Consider the following 22,313-nt stretch of genomic DNA (forward strand, 5'->3'; position numbering starts at 1 on the left):
AATACGCAGGCTTTCAACCAGGAAAGCCTGCTTTTCAATGTTCATTTTGCCCAATAATCCACTACGGTCACATCCTTCATATGTGGACTTAACACTTCCACAAAAGCTTTATGGTCGGGGTGTGGAAGATAAATTTCCCGGTCTTCTTCACTTTCAAAGCTTACTAAAAAACAATGCGTCAATCCTTTATTCAAGCCCTCAGGACTATTGTTTGTTCCCCATTCAAAGTCCCTGATCTGAGGTATTTTATCTTTTAAGGCGATAAAAGCATCTTCCACCTTTTTGATATCTTCCTGACTGGAATCCTCCTTAAAGGACAACAACACCACATGTCTCAACATGGCTTTCTCGGTTACATTTTGCTCCATTTCTATGACTTTTTCTTCAGTTTCATTAGATGTGTTTCTGGATTGACAGGCTGAAGCCAACAATACCAGTATGGCGATTGGAAAAAATTTGTTCATGGTTTTTTTATTTTGGTTATCAATTGAACGATTAATAAGTAAAATAAATGAAAAAAAATCATTTTAATGCAAACAACCATCTTAATTGTTCCTTTGATGGCTGTCTATTTTTGAAAAACCTTGATGATTAGGTGAAATCTTGATTTTTTATTGCTTGGCTTTCTTATTTTAATTTAAGTCATATTCAATTTTTTATGCTACTTTTATAAAAAATTTATTTATTCTAGGCCAGTATTTGGATAAAAAACATTTGCCTTTTAATAGGTGGATGCGACCAAATTAAAATAGCAGCTATTTTAAACAGCATTTAAGCGTCGTAATTTTTATGGATAAGATCGGATTTACGTACATTGTGGACGATGACCCACTTTACAATTTTGGAACAAAAAAACTCCTGGAATTTACTTCCTTTACAGAGGAGGTATCTTTTTTTTTAAATGGTGAAGCCGCCTGGAAAGATTTCGAAAAAAGAAACAGCGAAGGAGCTTCGCTTCCTGATGTTATTCTCCTGGATATCAATATGCCCATCATGAATGGCTGGCAATTTCTGGATTTGATATCAGCGGCAAAATTTACGCATCCCGTAAAGGTTTTTGTTATTTCATCTTCCATCAACCAGGATGAAATGGACAGGGCAAACACTTACCCTTTGGTAGTGGACTACATCACCAAACCGATGACACTCGATAAATTCAAAGACCTGAAAAAACGAATCCTTAGTTTGTAATTTTATTAAACAGGCATTCAAACAATTTAGCTGGCTTTTATTCCTGACCAGCTGTTTTTTTCATGGCCTGGTAGACCTCTTCCAATATATTGGTTCGTATATTCAGACGGTATATGTTTCTGTTTTCTCGTGTAGGATATACCCTATTGGACAGAAAAATGTAGACAATTTCATTTTCAGGATCTATCCATGTATATGTCCCTGTAAAACCAGAATGGCCGAAACTACTGGCAGGTGCACTGGGAGCAGCATTCCCGTTGGGATCTCCAGGCTTATTGGGCCTGTCAAAACCCATACCCCTGTAATTTCCTGATGCGCAATACACACACCTGGAATATCCGGATACTACCCCAGGAGCAATGAGCTGCTGTCGGGCATAATTTCCATCATAAAGGTAGAGGTGCATGAGTTTGGCCAAATCATTGGCATTGCCAAACAATCCCGCATGTCCACTGATCCCGCCCAACATTGCTGCACCCTCATCATGAACCGTGGCATGTAACAATTGCTTTCTAAATGCGGTATCTTCCTCTGTAGGAACAACCCGATTCAGGGGATAATTCTTATAGGGATTAAAGGTGAGGGTACCAGCTCCCAGAGGCTTATAAAGATTTCGTTCCAGGTAATCGTAAAAATCCTCTCCGGTAATGGCCTCCACCACCTTTGGCGCTAAAATAAAAGAAAGGTCACTATAAACATACCCTGGTTCTGGATTTAAAGGTGATTCGAGTATCTCCGAATAAATCTTCTGGTCGTATTTGCGATGGATGTACAAATTATTGGCAACTTTAACGGGAAACCTCCTTGAGGAGTCTGACTTCATGGTATACCATTTAAAACTGCCATTTTTCCTGACGGTGGACATCCAGAAAGGAATCCAGGACCTTAACCTGGCCTGGTGTGTCAATATATCCGTATATTTCAAATCCGCTTTATTTGTCCCTCTTGCGGGTGGATAATAGGTGCCCAGGGTCTGGTTTTCATCAAACTTACCCAGTCCCTTCAGGTGCATGAATGCTGCCAGTGAAGTGCTTATTTTAGTGATAGATGCCAGGTCATACAGGTCATCAGCGCTCACCTCCTGCAAAGAATCATAGGTATGGTAGCCAAATGCCTTGTGGTAAAAGACCTTTCCTCCTTTGGCCAATAAGATCTGTCCCCCCGGAATAGCCTTCTCGCTGATAGCAAGCTGCATCAGGGAATCAATTCCTGTCAAATCTGCTGTGGAAATTCCCACTCCTTCGGGTTGGGTATAGGCCATACGTAGACCTGCTGCTGTTTCCAACCCATCGCCTATTCCAAAAGCTCCATTGACGGTTACTGGCAATTTACCACTGGCCCCTATTGCTCCGAAAATTAACTGAGCTGTCAGGTCCTGTGTCAATGGGGTTTCCTGATAGGCTGCGATCAGTCCGGATGCCCTTTCCAATCCGGGGATTTTATCCAGACTGTACACATTACCAAAAACACTGACGACAACAGCCTGGTTTTTCATCAGTTCCCTCAGCAGAACGCTCATTTCGGGGCTGATCCCAAAATCATTGCCTCCCTCACGGATTCCCAGACCATGTATTCCTACCAGGATCAGCTGAAAATCCGAAAGTTGTTGCTTCAATTTGTAAATGGCTTCCATGCCTCCTTCCTGTGGAAAGGTGAAATGATCCATGGGGACATACCTTTCCAGACCCTTCTGAAAATCAGTGATCTGACTGGTACCCAAAGATAGCGATGCGATTTTGGTGTTCTCCAAACCCTTTACCGGTAAGATATTATCCTCATTTCGTAGCAAAGTAAGCGATGCTTCGGTTAATTTCCTGCTGAGGAATTCTGCCTTAGGGTTATTCAAATCTGCAATCAGATGGTCTGTTTCCACCGGTTGAAAGCTGTCCAGGCCCAGCCATGCCTTGGCTTTGAGCACTTTAAGTACCCGCTGGTCTATTTCTTCCTGGCTGATCTCTCCCCTTTCCATGGCATTTTTCACTTCTCTAATGGTAGCAGGAACATTCATGGTATTCAATAGCATGTCATTACCCGCCAAAAGGGCTTTCACATCCACTACACCGGGGGGATAAAAACCTGCCACAGCCTGCATGTTCAGGGCATCGGTAAAAACCAATCCCTCATAACCCATTTCCTCTTTCAGTAAATCAGTAACAATGGGTTTGGATAAGGTGGACGCCAATTCAGGTGTATCATCCAATGCCGGAATTTGCATATGGGCGACCATGATGCTGCCAAGTCCCTTATCCATCAATTGCTGAAAAGGATACAATTCCGTTTCCTGCAACCTCTTTTTAGAAAAATGAAGTACCGGCAGGGAATAATGGGAGTCTGCATCAGTATCCCCATGTCCCGGGAAGTGTTTGGCAGACGCCAATATCCCATGATCCTGCATGCCTGTCATGTATGCCAGTGATTTTCTGGCCACATTCTCCTTCTCCTCCCCAAAAGAACGAAAGCCAATAACCGGATTATTGGCATTGTTATTTACGTCTACCACAGGTGCGAAATTTACATGGATACCAGACCTTTTGGCCTGTCGGGCTACCTCCTTTCCCATGTCATAGAGTAGGCCTTCATCCGAAATTCCTCCAAGTGCCATCTGGTAAGGATAGCGAACTGTACTGTCGAGTCGCATTCGCAATCCCCACTCTCCATCCAGTCCGATCATCAGAGGTACTTTGGTTTCCTCCTGAAAGCGGTTGATCATGTGGGCCTGCCGGACGGGTCCCCCCTGAAAAAAAATGATGCCTCCCACCCCATACTTACGTACCAATCCGGATATGGAATCCACATGAACCTGATCCTTGTTGGAATAAGCAGGTATCATGATCAACTGGGCTATACGTTCTTCAGGACTGAGGGTGGCCAAAACTGAATCTGCCCATGGCTGATATTGTTCATCCAAAAAAGGAGGAGCCTGCTCTTGGGCCATAAGCAGTGAAATCGCTTGTAAAAAAAATGCCATTAAAAGTAGTATTCTTCTTATAAAAATTAGCTCACCTTTACCCTTAAAAACCGAAATGGGAAAAAGAATTAACTCTTTTACGTTTAAATTTTTTATCATCATTACGAATACCGTCAAATTGACCGGAAAGATACCAATTTTGTTGCTTCCCGTTTAAATGATTTAAAGAAATTGCCTATCATTGGAAGTTAATTTTCACTTCAATCAGGAAAATATGAGTCCACTGTTGGTTTTCGGTGTCATCGCAGGATATTTTGCACTTTTATTACTGATCAGTTACCTGACTTCCCTTAAATCAGACAGCCTTACGTTCTACACCGGCAACAGGGAGTCTCCCTGGTTTTTGGTAGCCTTTGGCATGGTCGGCGCATCCCTGTCAGGTGTTACCTTTATTTCAGTTCCCGGTGAAGTGGGCAATACCAATTGGGCCTACCTGCAATTCGTAATGGGCAACATGGTGGGTTATGCCTTAATTGCCCTGGTACTGATTCCTTTATTTTATAAACTGAACCTGATTTCCATTTACGAATACTTAAAAAGTAGGTTTGGCCAAAAGACCTACCTTTCAGGGGCAACGATTTTCCTTATTTCACAGACTATTGGCGCCTCCTTTCGCTTATTCCTTGCGGCTACGGTCTTACAGATTGCCTTTTTCGACGCTTTTGGTATACCCTTTTATGCCTCGGTTTTTACGACCATGGTCCTGATTTGGTTATATACCTATAAAAGTGGTATCAAAACCATTGTCTGGACAGACACGCTGCAGACCGCCTTCCTGCTATTGGCGGTTATGATAACCATAATCGTAATCGGCAACCAACTGGGGAAAAGTGGAGGTGAAATCCTTTCCATCATCGGAGAAAGCGACCTGTCCAAAATCTTTGTCTGGGAAGGCAATACCAGTCAGAACTTTTTCAAAATGTTTGCCGGCGGGGTATTTATCACCATTGCCATGAACGGACTTGACCAAAATGTGATGCAAAAAAACCTTACCTGCAGAAACAAGGGGGAAGCTCAGAAAAATATCTTTTGGTTTGCTATCAGCTTTTTTCTTTCCAATCTGCTTTTCCTGGCCCTGGGTATTTTGCTTTACCACTACGCAGGTGTAAATGGTCTGGCACTGCCGGAAGCCACTGACGAGCTTTTCCCTACTCTGGCACTGAATCATTTTGGTACTCTGGCAGGAGTAGTCTTTTTATTGGGCATCACGGCAGCAGCCTTTTCAAGTGCAGATTCTGCTTTGACAGCACTGACCACTTCCTTTTGTATTGATATCGTAAACCTTCCAGCCAAAAATAATATCAACCAGGACCAAACCAGAAGGTGGATCCATATCGGCTTTACCTTTTTGGTATTCCTTACCATCGTGGTTTTCAATGAAGTCAATGACAGAAGTGTGGTAAGTGCAGTATTCAAAGCTGCAGGCTTTACCTATGGACCATTACTGGGGCTCTTTGCTTTTGGATTGACCAATAACCTGAATATCAGGGATCGTTGGGTGCCTTACATTTGCCTACTCAGTCCAGCACTGTCATTTGTGATCGATTGGAACGCCGCCTCCTGGTTCAATGGTTTTCAGTTCGGATTTGAAATCCTTTTGGTGAATGCTGCCATCACCTATCTGGGCCTATTGATTGTTTCCAAAAATACCCGGTCAGCGCATCAGTGAAAATGGCAACATAAACAAAGCGAATATCATAGATAAAGTAAGAGTGACTCCGAAGCCCAAAAGCCGAAATGGGAGCAGGATCAGCCAGATTAGTGGGTATAGGAATAACAACAAAATGGCGAGGGGCCAGCAAAGAACAAAGAGAATAGCCCAAAGCACCAGTCCGGTAAATGCGCTCATGATTTGAATTTTAATGGTGGTATTGACTTTATCTGATCCAATTGAATGCCAGGAATTCGAAAGGCTCTTTTTGCCATCCCAGAGTTGTTTTAATGGAACTACCCATTTTCAGAGTCCGGTATCGAACAGTATTTTGTCCGAAAGGCCGCATTTCAGATTTCTGAATAAAAAATAAAATTGATGCTTCCTGCAAACCAATTTTAGAATAAAAGTGCTTTGAAATGAGACAGGTAAAGAGACTGTAAAAAGGCCCGGTCTTCACCACTTGACTTCACCGTGCCTGCGGTATTCTGAATGGCTTGCTCGGGGGTTCTGATTCCAGGTATCACAGTGGATACCCCCTCAAAACCAAGCACAAAACTCAAGGCCAACTGTCCCGGGCTGATCCCATATTTTTCCGCTAGCGGCCATACCTGATCCAGTGCATCCAAATATTTTCCCAACAAATCAGGGGGGAGCCTGAACCTTCGGTGGTCGTCCTCAGAAAAACGGGTTGCTTTAGTAAATTTCCCGGTAAGCAAGCCAAATTGAAAAGGCATTCTGGCAATCACCCCATAAGCAGACCGGGCAGAATTTGCCACAACAGGCAAAGCTTCCTGGTTTAAAATATTCAGCACCAGTTGAAAGCCCTGGCCCAAACCCTTTCCAAGCAGATAAGCTGCTTCGGGTTGAGGGTCAAAAGTATTCAGAGAAACACCCCAATGGCGTATTTTACCTTCCGTTTTTAATTGTTCCAATGCTTCAATGCACTCAGCATTCTCCATATCAGCTACTTTAGCAGTATGCAATTGGTAAAAATCGATGGTCTCCCTTCTGAGCCGCTTTAAGCTGCCCTCGCAAGAGGCCAAAATGTGCTTTTTGGAATAATCCATGTATATATTGCCGTTACCATCTATCCGGTGCCCTACCTTGGAGGCCAAAACTACCTCTGGGTCATTGGATAACTCCTTACCTATCAGCTCCTCTGAATGCCCCAAACCATAAAAGTCAGCTGTATCGAAAAAGTTGATACCCCTGTCCCTTGCGGTTAGCAGAGCTTTTTTAGAAATGGCATCATCTACTTGTCCCCAGCCTATTGGGGTATCTCCCGCCATGGCCGGACCTCCAATAGCCCAGGCTCCAAAGCCTATTTCACTTACACTCAAGTCAGTTTCTCCAAATTTTCTGTAATTCATGGCAAATGTTTTGAGGAATAAGAAATTGATTAGGAAGCTGGAAATACGATATCAGTTTAATATTTCAATAAAAATTTAATAAACCAAATGTTTTAATGCTTAAAACTAAATCGAATTACAGTAACCTTATTTAAATAAACAGGATAAGGCTATTTGGCATTTTTTCATAAACATAAAAAGAGAAAACTAAGTTTAACTTATTTTCGTAAAAAAAGGAAACTCAAAAACTAAATGGAAAAACACTTTACGCTCCCGCTTCTACTGATTCTGTCGATTTTCAGTTCCTGTCAAAATGAGGAGGATACTTTACCGCCCTTTCCTTCAACAGTTTTGGGTACCTGGGAAATGGTAGGTTTTAATGATTACCTTAAACTGGACTATGTTACCTCTTTTCAATTCGATGCTGACGGAACATATACTTACAGTTCCACCCTCCGAGAGAAAGACAGTGACCTTGACTTAGGGTTCAATTTCCTCGAAACGGGAACATTTAGAGCTGGTTCGGAAAAAAATCTGATCAGATTGGCCCGCACCGATTTCCTTCACAAGCCTTATGGCGCAGAAAAACAATTCTATGCTAAAGAAGAACTCGACAAGGGCTTTGTAGAACCAAACAGTGAATATCCACTGCGGTTTGAAATTCGGGATAATGGCAATACTTTCTTTATCCCCGGGGGTATAGTAGGTGGGGATGTTCTTGTACCGGATAAATTCTTTGAGCGGAGAAAATAAAGCGTTTCATTACGGGGCTTCTCCTCAAGCCAGGGGACCTGAATCCTGCCTATTTATTCGGTCAGTATCCATTTTTTCTAAAAAAATATTTTATTTTTATAGTTAACATTTACTATCTCCATCATGGTAACCATCAAAAAACTTTCTCACTCAGAAGTCCATCAATTTCAGGCCCTTATTCAGGTATTTGAAAAGGTATTTGAAATGGAAAACTTTTCTATGCCGGCCCGGGAGTACCTGGAAAAGGTTATTCAGAACCCTGGATTCATGGTTTTTGTGGCAGAATGGGAAGGGAAAATCATCGGTGGCCTGACGGGCCACACGCTGGATAAATACTATTCCGAAAAACAACAAGGCTATGTGTATGACTTGGCCGTTTCAGTTGCCCACCAAAGAAAAGGGGTTGGAAGAAAATTAATGAACGCCGTTTTGGATTATTGTAAAGCTGCCGGATATGATGAAGTGTTTGTTCAGGCCGAAACGATAGACAAATATGCGCTGGATTTTTACCGGTCCACTCCGGTCACTTCGGAGGAAGATGTGCGGCACTTTACTTATGATTTGTAAAACCATGGCAAAGCTACAGTTCCCTTTCCCTTTTAGTGCAACTGTAGAATAGCATGCAAAAGCCAATTTCACCGATCAAAATAATGCCAAAAACCAAAAAAATAACACCCTACCTCAACAGACTGACCAAATCCCTCGTCTCAGTGATATAAACCAAAAAAATTACCCATGAAAACAACCTTATTTACTTTTGTGCTTGGCCTGTTGCTTTTCTCCTGCATGGAAAATGAAGATCTTTCCGCCCTCAGCTCAGGCCCGGTACCGGTAGGGAACTGGAGCAATCTGGAGTACCGGGAAAATGGCTTTGAAATGGAAAAGGTGAATCAGCTTCAGGAAAACACCTATGGCTACCGCTTTCTAAGCAATGGTAAATTGATCCACCGGGCCAATAGCGGTTGGTGCGGCACCCCTCCGATCGTAACTAGTGATTTTGAAGGAACCTGGGAAAAAGAGGGGGATATCATAACACTAACTGCTGCGTTCTGGGGAGGAACTCAGGTTCAGAAATGGAAGATAAGTAGTTCCACTGGAAATAGCCTGGAGATTGAAGTAATTAGCTCGGAAATGCAAATGGAGGAATAGCTATCATTACAAAAGACTATTTTTACAGGACGAAACGAACTGTACCTCTTTGTTTTTTTGACACTTGCCATGATGAAAAGCTAAACCCCGGTTATCAATTGCATTGCGGTGGTCTGCGTGAGGTCTAAAAATCCGGGAGCAAACAAGAATTTATTTGCCTTTAAGAAAAAAGCGATATCGATCTTTTCCTGTTTGAGGAAAGACTGATATCGCTTAAATTTTAATTCACTTAACAATCAGCTCCGATATACCCACAATTCTGTTGATACCCTCCACTGGTTCTATCAATTTGCTCCAGCGGTATTGGTCTGAAAATGTGGTAATCCTGTATGTTATTTCTGCCTTCCGGGTTGTGGGCCCTTACCCTTTCTACCAGTTTTCCTGTCCTGGCAAGGTCAAACCAACGGTGACCTTCTCCAACCAACTCCCTCCCCCTTTCATCCAAAAGGAAATCCAGTGTCGCTTCACCTGCCGCAATTTCGATTGCTGATTCCATACCAGGCCAAGCCCCCCTTCTTCTTATACTATTGATATCTTCTGCAGCACCTTCCTGGTCTCCCAGCATGATACGGGCTTCTGCCCTGATCAAATAGGCGTCTGCCAAGCGCATCAAAGGATGATCCCTTTGTCCCGGAGGATGTTGCCTATTTGGCCGGGTTGGATCTATCCATTTGTTCAAGGTAGGGTACCATCTCTCATCATATTGACTATTGGTGATCACCAGGTAGGGAGTTCTTCCGATCCTATCCTCAGTCCAGAGTTCATCTTTGCCTGGACCCGGAATAAAAACTGCTGTGTCACCGATACTGTACTTTTTGGTACCCACCAGGTTCGGGGCTACATAGCCCTGATTGGCATCCTCTGCTGTCCATTCAGGAATACTACTTTCAGTATTGGATATCCAGGCATGTTTATAGGTTTTGTCATAACGAGCATCCATGTCCCGGTCCCAGAGGCCAAGAAGGAAGTCGGTAGGCCGAAACCTTATCCAGGGCCTGCCATTTTCTGTATCCCTGGCCATTCCCGGTAAGATATCGTATTCCATCAGGAAATATAAATGGCCACTATGCCCACGCGTATCCAATCCTTCATCCACTTGATTCTTATTATTCTGAATGGAAAAAATGATTTCGCTATTCCGTTCATTGTTGATATCCCAGAGATTTGCGAAATCAGGCAACAAATTGAAATTATAATTGTTAATTACATTCCCCATTAACCGTTCTGCCTCCTGAGCATCTGCATTGCCCTGTCCATAGGATTGGTAGGCCCTGGTCATCATCACCTTTGCCAGGAGAAATTCTGCTGCAGGTTTGCTGACACGTCCATAATCATTTTGAGCATCCGGTAAATTGGAAATGGCAAATTCCAGGTCCGGAATTATGGCTTCACTGTAAATTTGCCCTGCAGGCGTTCTGTTGGCCTCAATTTCCACTCCCACTGTTTCCTCCAAAGAAAGGTGAACGTCCCCGAAAAAACGCACCAGATTGAAATAGAAAAGGGCTCTCAAAAAACGTACTTCAGCAATCCTTGCAGTTTTCATGGCCTCAGAAACTCCATTTACGTTTTCTGACCGGTTGATGACAGCATTCGCCTGGTTGATTCCCCTGTAGAAATCCCTCCAGGTGTCCCTCACAAAACCTTGTGCCGGACTGAAAGCTCCATCATAAAAATTGATCATTTTATGACTTCCTCCCCTACCATTCGTATGCAGATCCGTCCCAAAAACGGTCATGGTAAAACCCCGCTCCCAACCATAAAAGCTTTTGGTCTCTGCATATGTGGCAGCAACTGCAGCCTCAAATCCGCTGGCGGTGGTATAATAAGTACCCGCTGATACCCCTGAAATGAGATCTTCCTCCAGATAATCTTCACAGGAGGTGCTAAATATTCCTGACAACAGGACAATAATAATAATCCATTTATTGTTCATGATTTTTTTCTTTTTAAAATGATACATTCACCCCCAATAAAAATTGCCGCGCCGATGGAATGGAACCAGCGGTAATATCACCTGCCAACTCCGGATCCCAGGTGTCGAATGTGGACCAGAATACAGGATTTTGAGCAGATGCATAAATCCTTAACCTGCTCATGGCCATCTTTTCTGCGAGACTTACTGGTAGATTATATCCAAGGGTGACATTTCTCAATTTCACAAAACTGCCATCGAAGTAACTCCTGGTGGATGAGTCTCTGGGAAATTCCTGATAAACATTGGGCCTGGGATTGGCATTGCTTGGGTTATCAATTGTCCAGTAATCCACATTTAGGTTATTGTACCTTGCCTCGAGGTTATTGTTGGAATCATGAAATCTACTTCTGATCATGTGACCCATCCTGTAAAAAAAGAAGAAGCTTAAATCAAAGTTTTTGATTTGAAACCTGTTGGTTATTCCTCCTACATAATCAGGAACATCAGATCCCAACACCAACCTGTCGTCCGGCGTGATCCTATTATCTCCATCCTGATCTTTCAACCTGATCTCACCGGGAAATTTGTTTTCCATTTCCCTGGCCATATCCACTTCATCTGCTTGCCAAATACCAATTTTTTCATAATCGAAAAACACCCTTATCGGTTGTCCAATGAACCATTGGTTACCCGTATCGTCAATTGGATTGCCATTTTCGTCCCTGAAGACAAGATCAGTAATTTGTTCTCTATATCTGGAAACGTTGAATTGAACATCCCATCGGAAATTCATTTTGTCGATCGGGGTGGCATTCAGGGTCAACTCCATTCCGTTGGTTTTGGTGGCCCCAATATTTTGGAGGATATTCTGATAACCAGAGGTATAGGGCAGGTTCCTTTCCAATAAAATATCTGTTGTATTGGTAATATAATATTCGAATGAACCAGAAAGCCGGTTGTTGAAAAAGCCAAAATCAACACCTAAATTCGTGGTTGCCGAAATTTCCCAACCCAAATCACTGTTTGGAATTTCATTTAAACCAAATCCCAAATAAGGCGTATCCCCTAAAGCATATACGGTTCTCCTTAACCTGCCTAGAGTTTGGTAGGGATCTACTGAGGTGTTTCCTACCTGCCCATAAGAGACCCTTAACTTAAGTTCTGTCAATAAATTTTGATCTCTTAAAAAGCCCTCTTCGATTACACGCCATCCCATAGAACCCCCTGGAAAATAAGCCCATTTCTTTCCCGGCCCCAACCTGGACGAGCCATCTGATCTTAAAGTAGCCTGAAAAAGATATTTTCCCATGAAGTCATAGTTTACCCTTCCCATATAAGAGGAAAGAGTCCATTCCTCCAATCTACTGCTCAAATTCCCCTTGACTTCAGCTGTCCCAATATCATAAAACAACTGGGATTCATAAGGAAGGTTAGAAACTTCGGTGCCATGCTGTTCTGTCCTCAATCCCTGTATACTTTGTAAAAAGGTAGCCTGAAAGGAATGGTTTTCTCCAAAGTTCTTATTAAAGTTTAGTATATTTTCAACAGTATATCCAAAATCTGCCTGGTTTTCAATGGAAGCACTGGCGGGACCTCCCCTGTTTGTATTGGTTTGGCTGGCCCTGAAGTTCCCAATCCTATTGTACCTGATATCGGGGCCTGCATTGACCCGGAAAGTTAAGCCCTCAACAATCTTAGCTTCCATATAGACCGGGGCAAATATCCTTGTAGACTTTCGTTCATCCACATATGCCCCGGGCACCAATTCATTTAAAGGGTTTGTCCGGATGCCGTCATTGGTAGGTAAAAACCGCAAACTACCATCCTCATTAAAAGGTACGCCGAGGGGATTATTGGATACTGCCTCTCCAATGGCTGATCCTGATCCCCAATTCTGAATGGCAAAAGAAGCTAAAAATGATGTGCCTACTTTAAAAACCTTACTGATTGAATGATCCAGATTGATCCGGGCAGTGGCCCGGGTGTAATCCATGTTGTCCACAATTCCTTCCTCGTTGAAATAACCCAATGATATGTTAAACTGGGTTTTCTCACTGCCACCATTGACACTCACCTGATGATTGGTTTGATGTCCCTGCCCTATGATCAAATCCAACCAGTCGGTGGACCTTCCCATATTGACGGATTCCAGTTCAGTGGGATCCAGAAATACCTGTTCATCGGATGGCACTACACCATTCCAGGAGGGCTGACCGGTATCGGGATCCCACCTTCTGGCCTCTCTTTTCATGGCAGCATATTGTTGTCCGTTCATCATGTCCACCATATTGGTGACATTGGAGATCCCATAATATCCTTCATAAGAAACGGTGGTTTTTCCGGTAGAACCTCTTTTGGTCGTAATAATAATAACCCCATTGGCGCCTCTGGAACCATAGATGGCAGTTGCTGCCGCATCCTTTAATACCTCCATGGAGGTAATATCCTGGGGATTAATATCAAAAATGGCACTGGTGGCACTGGTTTGGGGAATGCCATCAATAACGTATAAAGGGTCATTAGAAGCGGAAATGGACCTTCTTCCACGGATAAGTATCTGGGGATTTTGTCCTGGCCTGCCTCCTGAGGATACAATATCCACACCTGCTACCTGACCTTGCATGGCTTCAACAGCACTCGCTACCGGGATTTCCTTTATGGATTTTTCATCTAAAGAGGATATAGCCCCGGTAATATTCCTTTTCTCCTGAGACCCGTAACCTACTACAACTACTTCATCCAGAGAAGAAAAATCCTCCTCTAGTACAATGTCCAATTGGGTTTGGTTTCCTACGGTGACTTGTTTGGTTTTGTATCCGACAAAAGAAACAACCAAAACAGCCCCCTCCTGGGCCTCAATTTGGTATTCACCATTGATATCAGTGGCAGTTCCTACGGAGGTACCCTGAACCAGAATCGTAGCACCGGGAATGCCCTCTCCTAGCTGGTCGGTAACCCTACCTGTAACAATTATCAACACATCAACCACATCTGCATAGCTGTTATGATCCCTTGCCATACCATCCAGATTGATTGCCATTGAAGTCGGTATAACAATCATTAACAGAAGATTGCCATACAATAGTTTTTTACCTGCCTTTTTAAAAAGGTTTGGAATTGTTTTTTTCATGAAATTTTGGGGTTTAAATTAATTGATATTCATTTTTTTTACATTCCGGAAATCCTTTGCCGATCTCCTTTAAGTACCTTTCTTCATAGGCAGGGGGTTTAACTAATTGTAAAATCCAAATTGTAGAGCGGATTTTATACCACTTTACCTTGTTGTTTTCAAAATCAGAATCTTAGAAAAGGAGAAGATCACCTAAAACTATCGCCATGACATTTCCTTTTCCTATAATAAATAGTTGGTGTATTATGATATTCAATTTAGTGATTAAATTGGCATTTAATACTTTTTTTAAATATTTGTTCCTTCAATGGTATAATTTCAAATTATAATTGGTAAAACAGGAACTTATACCCAATACCTGTATAAAAAATAGTTTTAGTATTGAAGGCTTTATTTTAAAAAGAAATACCTACAATTCGAATGAAGAGCCTGCCCTAAAATGAAGGGCCATCTTGAAAAGGCTTTTCAAGATGGAATCTGGCAACCATTAGCTCGACAAATGAAATTTTAATATGATGTTTTCCCTTATTTAGAAAAAGTACCTTAGCCCAAGACTGGGTTGGTTGAGAAAACCGGCTAATTCAAAACCCCATCCCTGATATTTGGTGGTGTTCAATTCTCTATAAAATCTTCTTTTATTATAAATTCTAAAAAACCGGGCATCTAAAAAAATAAGTTCAAAACTGAATTTTTCATGTGGAAAATAGGCCAGTCCCAGATTGCCAAAAAGGCCTACATTCCTGGCAGTCTGCAGGGAATTGGATCTATCTCCTTGTTGCATTTGTTCTACATAAGTTTCATTCCAATGGTAATTTAATTCATAGGTGCCCATCAAAAACAACTTGGGTTGGACCTCAATGTATCTTCTCAACCCCATAAAAACGTCCACCTCTTTTCTTTCAAATCCGTAGGCCAACCCTTGAAAGTCTGAGCCTTGATAATCATTGTTACCTTTATTGCTTTGGTAGCTTCCTCCACCTATAATACTCAGCCTATCTTTAATAAAATAGGAATAAGAAGGCGTTAATCGGAGATTATCAATTTGACTGTCCAATCCATTCTCTATAGTTCTGCTGTTCCAATCGATTTTTAATCCCAACGCATGAGTGCCCTGTGCTACCTGCCCAATGGCCTGGAAGCCTATAAAATAAAGCCCAATGCTCAAAAAAAGGTAAGTTAGCTTCTTCATTGGTCTTTCTGTTTAAAAAAATAGATCAGCCCTACACTATTGGTGGTGATTAAATCAAATGCAAATCGGGAATCACTGGATTCCTGGTCTGTTCCCAATTGATCCAATGACCTGGAATAAAGCAGGCCTCCTAAAGTGGCTTCCACCATCCATTTGGAGCTGATTCTATAAGCTGCCCCCGGGGAGATGGATAAGGAAAAATTATTAAAGCCATCATCTCGTATGATAGCACCTGTGTATACTGCTCTTGGCTCAAAAAAGAGGGAGAAATTTTCAGCCACTGTGAAATACTTTCTATAAAAAACACCCATTCCTCCCGAGAGGCTGTTGGTTGTGGATTTACCCCCATTCACGTTAGTTGAAGTACTTCTACTAAAGTTGATTTGGGGAATAAGCCCGATTGCAGCAGACTCACTTACAAAAAAGCCCAAATTTGGATTAAGATGGATACTAAAATTGGAGTTGTTTGATTGGGCAATTACTTCGCTGGTATTGATGGATAAACCAAAACTTCCTCCCGCAAACTTATCCCCTTTATTAAACTGGGCAAAGGCATTGGAAATCCCGGATACAAAAATAAAGAGTAGAAATAGGTGCTTCATAGAAAAAGGGTTTTTGTTAAATAGGATTAATTTAAAAATTAAATTTAATGGTTTGTTAGTTATATTACGAAAATTTTAATTTAATGGTTTGACTTACAATGGGAAAATTTAAAAGCTTTTGGGGCTTCAAAAATTTCATAGATCCTTTTACAGGTCAAAAACTGAGCTTAAAAGATAGTCCAAAAGGTTTGATGGTGGAGAAAGAAAACCGGCATTTTCCACTCTTTTTTACAGGATTTAAGGTAAAACTACTATCTTACCTTGCCAATGAGGCGGATTCCATTATATATGCATTCCGGTAATTTTGAAATCTTGCAACAAGTAGCCGTCACACAGAGGGAAGACTCACAACCCTGCGAGATTCCAACCCGATAAATTGGCGCAAGTTATGCCCATTAAAGAACAAATTAAAGACACATGAAAACGTATTTAATCTTTTTCTTTTTGCTTATCTTCTCCCTCATGAGCAAAGCACAAGGAACCGACACGCTTTACCTGTGGCCGGATAAGGTCCCCGGTGAGACCGGAGCCAAGCATCCGCCCGTTCAGACCCCCAATACCAGTGGTGAGGTCACGCGGCTAACCGATATTACCGACCCGGCCATAATGGTCTTCAAACCCAAAGGCGCAGCTAACGGGGCAGGGATCATCGTTTGTCCTGGCGGAGGCTACAATATCCTGGCAATAGACAAAGAAGGCTACGAGGTCGCGGAATGGCTCAATCAATTGGGATTCACTGCCTTCGTACTTCAATACAGGGTCCCTGACAAAAGAGATGCAGCTCTCTGGGACCTGCAGCGTGCCCTCCGGCTGCTTAGAGGTCAGGCAGCTGATTGGCAGCTTGACCCGGATCGCCTGGGAGTTATGGGCTTTTCAGCGGGTGGCAGCCTGGCAGCAAGAGCCAGCACCCGATTTTCAGAAAGTACCTATACTCCTGTTGACAAGAAGGACAGCCTTTCTTCCCGTCCGGATTTTGCCCTGCTGATCTATCCGGCCTACCTGGACGAAGGAAAAAATCGCAGCCTGACACCAGAACTGCGTCTTAGCGATGATACTCCTCCGCAATTTCTCTTCGGTACCGCAGATGATCGCTATGGCAACAGTGCTTTGGTAATGGCGGGAGCACTTCGTGACCAAAAACTGCCTGTTACTTTGCATTTTCTATCAGAAGGTGGCCATGGATATGGCCTGCGAAAAGGAAATATTGCCGCCGAAACCTGGCCCGGACTGGCAGAGAAATGGCTTCGACAACTTCTTTTAAAAGATAACCGGCAATTGATACCCAGATAAATCCATGAACTTTAATGAATCCCTGGAAAAATTAACTGCACTTGTCACTGGCGATTTAGCAGATTTGCGGCAGTTGCTGATTGCCCTGTTGATTGGGCTCGCAGTTCTTTTGTTTTTTATTTACCTGTCCAGGTGGATAAAAAAAATCGTCCGCACCCGGCTCAACAAAAGAACGGAGGACAGTTTACTGGCTGCTTTTATTGCCGGTAGTATTCGCCTCCTCATAATGCTGTTCGGGATAACCCTGGTACTTCGTTTTTTGGGTCTCACAGGTGCGGTAAGTGGGTTATTGGCTGGAGCTGGCATTACTGCATTCATTATAGGCTTTGCGCTTAAGGATATCGGTGAAAATTTTCTGGCCGGGATTTTACTGGCTTTCAAAAGACCCTTTAAGGTGGGAGATATTGTGGAAATCACAGGCATCAGCGGGAAAATTCTGGCCCTTAACTTACGGGATACCCAGATAAAAACGCCGGATGGCAAGGACGTATTTCTACCCAATGCATCCATTATCAAGAGTCCTTTGATCAATTTTACCATTGATGGCTACCTGAGCTACGGATTTACAGTGGGCCTGGGTTATGGCTGCGATTACCAAAAAGCAATAGCACTAATCACTCAAACCATGCAGCAAGTACCTGGTGTCTTGACAGGAAAAAAGAAACCTGTGGCACTGGTTACCGAAATGGGCGATAATTCCCTACAGGTACGCGTGAATTATTGGGTTAATACCTATGACAGGAAGCAACCGGATGTGCAGGTTCGTTCCCAGGCCATTATTGCTGTATTAAAAGCACTGGAAAAAGAAGGAGTGCCTTTGCCAGGAAAAATTATTGAAATCAAAAGCCCTTTACAGACAGGAAAAGGAAGCATTTAAATAAAGCCTGATCGCAAGTGGCAAACAGGATATTTTTAATTTTATCCTTACCTTAAAAAAAACAATATGGAAGTACCCTCTCCTACTGGCCAGTGTTAACAAATATTAAAAGAGTTTTTGCCGTGGTTTTATCAGATTAATCCTAATCAGTGATCATTTTTGTTATTCCCTAAAAGATTTCCTCATTATTAAAAAGGGCATTAATGGATATAATGATAGGGTCAAAGGAAAACCTTATATGCCATATATGATTCATTTTTTTTACCATATAAGATGGGGCTGCAATCAAAAAAAATCGTGGAAATCTACGCCTACTTCTTTTGAACCCATCATGTTCAACAGGGATTGCAAAGTAGGGATCAAAAAAACCTCATATGTCATATATGGTTTTCTTTTTTTTTTACATTCAGTCCAATTGCTCAAAAGTAAGGGCCAACTTTTTATTGTCCGGACTAATGGATATTCTACTGATATTACCGTAGCCGGGAATGCTGAAAGTGGCTATTTTTTCCCATTGTATACTTTTATTTACTTTCCGCATGTACAAATCATTTCCTCTGCCCATCAACAAGGTATTTTTATCCACCCAGCAAAAATCCTCTGCTCCTCCCAGTGCCAAACCTAAACTTGTTGTTTCCCTTTTTTCAATATCATAGGCTTTCAATTCATAAGTGGTTTTCCCATCTGCTACTATATTGTTGTTTTTATCCAGAAACACTATTTCCCCTTTCTTCGGTCTTTTTTGAACAGACCTCCCCGTATTAACCGCAATCTCATGGACATCATCCCTGCTATAAGGGAACACCAGGCGATTGGGCTCACCGATAACAAAAAGCGCAGCCACATCCTCATGCCATCCGTAATACCCCACGGGTTGAATATCATCATACAATAGTTCGGGCTCTCCCAAATTAATAGGGTATAGCCAGAGCCTTTGGCTGCTGTCCTCCTCTACTGTTATGGCCGATATGTATTGTCCACAGTTGGTTAAGTCTGGAGAAAATTCACTTTTGTTTTTGGTTCGGGTCATGTTGGTGAATTTTTCACTTTCCCAATTGTACATGATAATATCAAAATTACCAGACGGGTCTTCAGATGAAAAAACCAACTGTAAATCATTGATAAACTTTGGCTGGTTATCGTAAAATTCATTTTCTGTTATTTTCTCAGCAGTTCCTGAAAAGATCTTGAAACCCAGCAAATTGTTTCTGGTGTCTACTAAAAACAGATCAGTGGATTGCTGTGCAAGGCTCATGTTGCCAATTCCACATAGGTAAATAAAAAGAATAATAAGGATGTAGGGAGCTGGAAATTTTTTGATTCTATAAAAAGGCATAAAAAAAGCTGGTTTAAATTTAATTTAAAACTAATCTACAAAATACTTGTTATATTCTCAGTGGGAAAATTAGATTTATACACAGATAAACATTTAAATCAACTTAGACATCTTGAGGACGGACTCGCTGACAAGGCCGTTTGTTCACTTCTATTGGAAAAAGAGTTGCTTTCAGGCATCAATTCATGGCAAGAAATCCCCGATAGCCTGCCTGATATTTTCCCACCAGCCGTAAAGAACTATTTCGAATTTTTCCTGAAAGACCATCCCCACAAAGAAGCTCCATTTATTCGGGAAGCACAGTTTTTTTTTGAAAAATATTCCAGCATGATTTTGTCTCTGCTTGGTTTCTATTCCTTGCCTTATACCTATGCCTTTGGAGACGGTGCTGAGGTATTGGTGAGGTCAAGAAAAATTGTTGAAAATCCGGGTGAACGATTGGCAGAAACTGCCCTTTTCGTATTGGAGTGTTATCGTCCCGGAGCTTTTGAAAGTGATAAAAGGGTTTTAATGGTCCTCGCTAAGGTGAGGTTGATCCATGCCATGTCCAGGCATTTCATAAAAAAACATGCCGTAGACTGGGATCAGTCATGGGGTCGACCCATCAACCAGGAAGATTTATTGTCAACAAACCTTACTTTCAGTTTATTGATAAGTAGGGGAATTCAAAAGTCCAATCATTCCATTTCCTCCAAGGAACGGGAGATGCTTTTGGCCTACTGGGGTTTGGTAGGCTATTATCTGGGCATTGACACTAAATTTTGGCCAGCGTCCAACAAGGAAGCATTTGAATTAGAAAAGATCATTAGAAAGAGGCATTTAAAAAAATCCATAGCGGGCAAAGTATTGCTACATTCCCTGTTGAATTTTTATAGAAAAAATTTATTCAGACCGGAGCTTTCTCCGTTTTTAGAAAATATTTTACAATATTATCTGGGTGAGGAAATTAGCCGTATTCTGGAACTTAATGCCAGCCAAAAATTGCCGGAATTTTTTCTTAAGAACCTCAATAAATTTAGCCCTTTCAGCCAGAGTGCGGGAAATTCAACATTCCATTCCATTTATAAAGAGTTTCTAACCAACACGCAAAAGGCTTTGGGGGTGGAAGTTGGGATCAACCTGCCAATGCCCCGAAAGTAAACATGTCGAATTCCGGCAATTATTATCAATTCATTGTCCAAAACCGGACATAAAATGTATTGCTTCCGAACATCAACTTTTAAAAAATGCCCCTTAGCGGCCAGAATACATCCTTTTAATAATGGCATTCATTTCGTATGTTTATTGTCATGCGACCTTTACCACCAGGACTTTTGGAATTGATGACGTGGACCCTTGCACTACTGGGAATATATTTTTTTGGAAGTGCATCAGATCATCATTTCAGTCTATGTCCATTGGATAACCTGGGTTTTTCCTGGTGCCCCGGATGTGGATTGGGCAGGTCTTTGCACCATTTGATGCATGGAGAGTTTCTAGTTTCATGGCAGCTTCACCCATTGGGAGTTTTTGCACTGACAGTGATTCTGTGGCGTCTGGTTGATTTGATATTTCTTATTAAAAAACAAAAAAAGTTATGGCAAACGTATTGAAACACTTACCTGAATTGGAAGGAATGGAATTGGGATACATTCAGGGTATTTTAAAAGACATGAATGAGGAGCAGGCAGCCCTTTTTTCTCAGGTTTACCGAGCCCGGAGAAAAGATAGCCAGATGATCTTGATTTTGACCCTGATAGGCTTTTTCGGCTTTGCTGGATTGCACCGTTTTATTTTGGGACAAATTGGTTTGGGTATTTTATATCTTTTGACTGTGGGACTGTGTTTTATCGGGACTATCGTGGATTTGGTCAATTACAAAAGCCTTGCTTACGAGTTCAATATCAAGGTTGCACATGAGACCATATCATTAATGTCAATGAGCAGTAACCTTAAACAGGAGGATAAAAATGAATAAGAGCCGATTTGCCCTTCTGCTTCTGGCTATATCCAGTTGCCTCATTGGTTGCAATCCCTTGCCCATGGAAACCATATCTGACCTGGAAACTTCATATGAGGGAATTAAAAAAGTTACGGTCAACGGAGGAGCACTTGAAATAAGTTATACCGGTGGAGAAGACACTGACAAGGTTTACCTGAGTGCGTACATCACCTCCACTGACCCGGATTTGGAAGGAGTAGTGTTCAATAGGTCAGGCGACGAACTGATTGTTGAATTTGATCCGGACATTGATTTTTCCTTCTTCTTCGGGAATAGGGTTAAGGGGTTTATCAGTATGACAGGTCCATCGGAAATGGCGCTTGACATGCACAGTTCATCCGGAAAAATGGAGGTCAATAATGTACGTCATGAATTCATTGAACTTAGGGGGAGTTCTGGCAAAATTGAAGCCAGCAACCTGGAATCCCCTAACCTTCATGTCAAAATTTCGTCAGGAAAAGCTGATTTGGAAAATATTCAGGGAGATTTAAATCTGGAATTGTCTTCAGGAATGGGGTCTTTACAAGGAATGAAAGGGAATGTCAGGTTTAAAGGCTCTAGCGGATTGGTGAAAATTTCTGATGTCAATGGCCTTGTCACCGGGGAAATGAGTTCCGGAAAAGCCGATCTGGAAAGCGTGGAAAGTTTGGGCGCAATCTCTATTTCTTCAGGCATGCTGTCTGCCGTAAACTGCGGATTGGGAAAGGAAACCCAATTATCAGCCTCCTCTGGCTACATGAAAATTGAAACGATTTCTGACCTCAATAAGTATAATTTTGATTTTAAAGTAGGTAGTGGCAGACTTAGTATAGGAGATCGATCCAGTAGTGAGGATCTGATCATCGATCATGGCGCCGAAACAACCATTAAAGGCAAACTTCAATCCGGAAGATTGGATATACAGGGCAGTTAAAAAAGGCAAAAAAAAG

General features: G+C 42.0%; 19 protein-coding genes. 11 read left to right on the forward strand and 8 right to left on the reverse strand.

All coding sequences use genetic code 11. The features are described from left to right. Positions 1–41: 41 nt before the first annotated feature. Positions 42–464, reverse strand: coding sequence for a Dabb family protein (locus G9Q97_RS24040; RefSeq protein ID WP_166151718.1), 423 nt, complete (start codon positions 462–464; stop codon positions 42–44). A gap of 325 nt (positions 465–789) precedes the next feature. On the opposite strand from G9Q97_RS24040, the gene G9Q97_RS24045 reads away from it, so the two are divergent. Beyond that, positions 790–1,191: a response regulator gene (locus G9Q97_RS24045; RefSeq protein ID WP_166151720.1), complete on the forward strand. Its 402-nt coding sequence runs from the start codon at positions 790–792 to the stop codon at positions 1,189–1,191. Positions 1,192–1,228: 37 nt separating this feature from the next. On the opposite strand, the gene G9Q97_RS24050 is transcribed toward G9Q97_RS24045, so the two are convergent. Continuing rightward, on the reverse strand, positions 1,229–4,159 hold the full coding sequence (locus G9Q97_RS24050) for a glycoside hydrolase family 3 N-terminal domain-containing protein (RefSeq protein WP_166151722.1): 2,931 nt from the start codon (positions 4,157–4,159) through the stop codon (positions 1,229–1,231). Between the two features lie 214 nt (positions 4,160–4,373). Here G9Q97_RS24050 and G9Q97_RS24055 point away from each other — a divergent pair, with 214 nt between their 5' ends. After that, positions 4,374–5,828, forward strand: a complete 1,455-nt coding sequence (locus tag G9Q97_RS24055) for a sodium:solute symporter (protein ID WP_166151724.1) — start codon at positions 4,374–4,376, stop codon at positions 5,826–5,828. A 380-nt stretch (positions 5,829–6,208) separates the two neighbouring features. Here the strand turns inward: G9Q97_RS24055 and G9Q97_RS24065 are convergent, their stop codons facing one another. Continuing rightward, positions 6,209–7,183, reverse strand: coding sequence for an aldo/keto reductase (locus G9Q97_RS24065; RefSeq protein WP_166151728.1), 975 nt, complete (start codon positions 7,181–7,183; stop codon positions 6,209–6,211). Positions 7,184–7,414: 231 nt separating this feature from the next. Here G9Q97_RS24065 and G9Q97_RS24070 point away from each other — a divergent pair, with 231 nt between their 5' ends. The 3 genes from G9Q97_RS24070 to G9Q97_RS24080 all read left to right on the forward strand — a co-directional run bounded on the left by G9Q97_RS24070 (position 7,415) and on the right by G9Q97_RS24080 (position 9,064). Further along, positions 7,415–7,915, forward strand: a complete 501-nt coding sequence (locus G9Q97_RS24070) for a hypothetical protein (RefSeq protein ID WP_166151730.1) — start codon at positions 7,415–7,417, stop codon at positions 7,913–7,915. 123 nt (positions 7,916–8,038) lie between these two features. Further along, positions 8,039–8,482, forward strand: a complete 444-nt coding sequence (locus G9Q97_RS24075) for a GNAT family N-acetyltransferase (RefSeq protein ID WP_166151732.1) — start codon at positions 8,039–8,041, stop codon at positions 8,480–8,482. Between the two features lie 168 nt (positions 8,483–8,650). Beyond that, complete coding sequence (locus G9Q97_RS24080; protein WP_246255851.1) at positions 8,651–9,064, forward strand: hypothetical protein; 414 nt, start codon at positions 8,651–8,653, stop codon at positions 9,062–9,064. A gap of 229 nt (positions 9,065–9,293) precedes the next feature. Here G9Q97_RS24080 and G9Q97_RS24085 read toward each other — a convergent pair whose 3' ends face one another. From G9Q97_RS24085 to G9Q97_RS24100, 4 genes are all read right to left on the reverse strand, one after another. Next, positions 9,294–10,997 carry a RagB/SusD family nutrient uptake outer membrane protein gene (locus tag G9Q97_RS24085; RefSeq protein ID WP_166151734.1) on the reverse strand — a complete coding sequence of 568 codons (1,704 nt, stop codon included), beginning with the start codon at positions 10,995–10,997 and terminating at the stop codon, positions 9,294–9,296. Between the two features lie 13 nt (positions 10,998–11,010). After that, entirely contained in the window at positions 11,011–14,109 is a 3,099-nt protein-coding gene (locus G9Q97_RS24090; RefSeq protein ID WP_246255852.1) for a SusC/RagA family TonB-linked outer membrane protein, read from the reverse strand. A gap of 529 nt (positions 14,110–14,638) precedes the next feature. Further along, entirely contained in the window at positions 14,639–15,298 is a 660-nt protein-coding gene (locus G9Q97_RS24095; RefSeq protein ID WP_166151736.1) for a hypothetical protein, read from the reverse strand. Continuing rightward, a complete protein-coding gene (locus G9Q97_RS24100) occupies positions 15,295–15,900 on the reverse strand; it encodes an outer membrane beta-barrel protein (RefSeq protein WP_166151738.1) in 606 nt (201 codons plus the stop codon). The genes G9Q97_RS24095 and G9Q97_RS24100 overlap by 4 nt, the downstream gene beginning before the upstream one ends. Positions 15,901–16,317: 417 nt before the next feature. Between G9Q97_RS24100 and G9Q97_RS24105 the strand changes: the two genes are divergently transcribed. Together G9Q97_RS24105 and G9Q97_RS24110 are read left to right on the forward strand one after the other, a co-directional pair. After that, positions 16,318–17,190 (forward strand): alpha/beta hydrolase, encoded by an 873-nt coding sequence (locus tag G9Q97_RS24105; protein ID WP_166151740.1) that lies wholly within the window; start codon positions 16,318–16,320, stop codon positions 17,188–17,190. 4 nt (positions 17,191–17,194) lie between these two features. After that, complete coding sequence (locus tag G9Q97_RS24110; protein ID WP_166151742.1) at positions 17,195–18,067, forward strand: mechanosensitive ion channel family protein; 873 nt, start codon at positions 17,195–17,197, stop codon at positions 18,065–18,067. A 406-nt stretch (positions 18,068–18,473) separates the two neighbouring features. Here G9Q97_RS24110 and G9Q97_RS24115 read toward each other — a convergent pair whose 3' ends face one another. Then, the gene (locus G9Q97_RS24115) at positions 18,474–19,403 is read right to left on the reverse strand and encodes a TolB family protein (RefSeq protein ID WP_246255853.1); all 930 of its coding nucleotides are present in this window, start codon (positions 19,401–19,403) and stop codon (positions 18,474–18,476) included. Positions 19,404–19,463: 60 nt separating this feature from the next. Between G9Q97_RS24115 and G9Q97_RS24120 the strand changes: the two genes are divergently transcribed. The 4 genes from G9Q97_RS24120 to G9Q97_RS24135 all read left to right on the forward strand — a co-directional run bounded on the left by G9Q97_RS24120 (position 19,464) and on the right by G9Q97_RS24135 (position 22,297). After that, positions 19,464–20,543, forward strand: a complete 1,080-nt coding sequence (locus G9Q97_RS24120; protein ID WP_166151744.1) for an oxygenase MpaB family protein — start codon at positions 19,464–19,466, stop codon at positions 20,541–20,543. A gap of 182 nt (positions 20,544–20,725) precedes the next feature. Further along, positions 20,726–20,995, forward strand: a complete 270-nt coding sequence (locus G9Q97_RS24125) for a DUF2752 domain-containing protein (protein WP_246255855.1) — start codon at positions 20,726–20,728, stop codon at positions 20,993–20,995. Further along, entirely contained in the window at positions 20,980–21,360 is a 381-nt protein-coding gene (locus tag G9Q97_RS24130) for a TM2 domain-containing protein (protein ID WP_166151748.1), read from the forward strand. The genes G9Q97_RS24125 and G9Q97_RS24130 overlap by 16 nt, the downstream gene beginning before the upstream one ends. Further along, entirely contained in the window at positions 21,353–22,297 is a 945-nt protein-coding gene (locus G9Q97_RS24135; protein WP_166151750.1) for a DUF4097 family beta strand repeat-containing protein, read from the forward strand. Before G9Q97_RS24130 ends, G9Q97_RS24135 begins: the two co-directional genes overlap by 8 nt. Positions 22,298–22,313: the final 16 nt, after the last annotated feature.

Source organism: Cyclobacterium plantarum (assembly GCF_011290685.1).
Taxonomy (GTDB): Bacteria; Bacteroidota; Bacteroidia; order Cytophagales; family Cyclobacteriaceae; genus Cyclobacterium; species Cyclobacterium plantarum.

What these genes read in the sequence shown, in the direction of transcription:
- G9Q97_RS24135 (WP_166151750.1), top strand. Translation starts at nt 21,353, where the DNA reads ATGAATAAGAGCCGATTTGCCCTTCTGCTTCTGGCTATATCCAGTTGC.
- G9Q97_RS24110 (WP_166151742.1), top strand. Translation starts at nt 17,195, where the DNA reads ATGAACTTTAATGAATCCCTGGAAAAATTAACTGCACTTGTCACTGGC.
- G9Q97_RS24100 (WP_166151738.1), bottom strand. Translation starts at nt 15,900, where the DNA reads ATGAAGCACCTATTTCTACTCTTTATTTTTGTATCCGGGATTTCCAAT.
- G9Q97_RS24105 (WP_166151740.1), top strand. Translation starts at nt 16,318, where the DNA reads ATGAAAACGTATTTAATCTTTTTCTTTTTGCTTATCTTCTCCCTCATG.
- G9Q97_RS24070 (WP_166151730.1), top strand. Translation starts at nt 7,415, where the DNA reads ATGGAAAAACACTTTACGCTCCCGCTTCTACTGATTCTGTCGATTTTC.
- G9Q97_RS24040 (WP_166151718.1), bottom strand. Translation starts at nt 464, where the DNA reads ATGAACAAATTTTTTCCAATCGCCATACTGGTATTGTTGGCTTCAGCC.
- G9Q97_RS24085 (WP_166151734.1), bottom strand. Translation starts at nt 10,997, where the DNA reads ATGAACAATAAATGGATTATTATTATTGTCCTGTTGTCAGGAATATTT.
- G9Q97_RS24075 (WP_166151732.1), top strand. Translation starts at nt 8,039, where the DNA reads ATGGTAACCATCAAAAAACTTTCTCACTCAGAAGTCCATCAATTTCAG.
- G9Q97_RS24090 (WP_246255852.1), bottom strand. Translation starts at nt 14,109, where the DNA reads ATGAAAAAAACAATTCCAAACCTTTTTAAAAAGGCAGGTAAAAAACTA.
- G9Q97_RS24055 (WP_166151724.1), top strand. Translation starts at nt 4,374, where the DNA reads ATGAGTCCACTGTTGGTTTTCGGTGTCATCGCAGGATATTTTGCACTT.
- G9Q97_RS24050 (WP_166151722.1), bottom strand. Translation starts at nt 4,159, where the DNA reads ATGGCATTTTTTTTACAAGCGATTTCACTGCTTATGGCCCAAGAGCAG.
- G9Q97_RS24065 (WP_166151728.1), bottom strand. Translation starts at nt 7,183, where the DNA reads ATGAATTACAGAAAATTTGGAGAAACTGACTTGAGTGTAAGTGAAATA.
- G9Q97_RS24130 (WP_166151748.1), top strand. Translation starts at nt 20,980, where the DNA reads ATGGCAAACGTATTGAAACACTTACCTGAATTGGAAGGAATGGAATTG.
- G9Q97_RS24125 (WP_246255855.1), top strand. Translation starts at nt 20,726, where the DNA reads ATGACGTGGACCCTTGCACTACTGGGAATATATTTTTTTGGAAGTGCA.
- G9Q97_RS24080 (WP_246255851.1), top strand. Translation starts at nt 8,651, where the DNA reads ATGAAAACAACCTTATTTACTTTTGTGCTTGGCCTGTTGCTTTTCTCC.
- G9Q97_RS24045 (WP_166151720.1), top strand. Translation starts at nt 790, where the DNA reads ATGGATAAGATCGGATTTACGTACATTGTGGACGATGACCCACTTTAC.
- G9Q97_RS24095 (WP_166151736.1), bottom strand. Translation starts at nt 15,298, where the DNA reads ATGAAGAAGCTAACTTACCTTTTTTTGAGCATTGGGCTTTATTTTATA.
- G9Q97_RS24115 (WP_246255853.1), bottom strand. Translation starts at nt 19,403, where the DNA reads ATGCCTTTTTATAGAATCAAAAAATTTCCAGCTCCCTACATCCTTATT.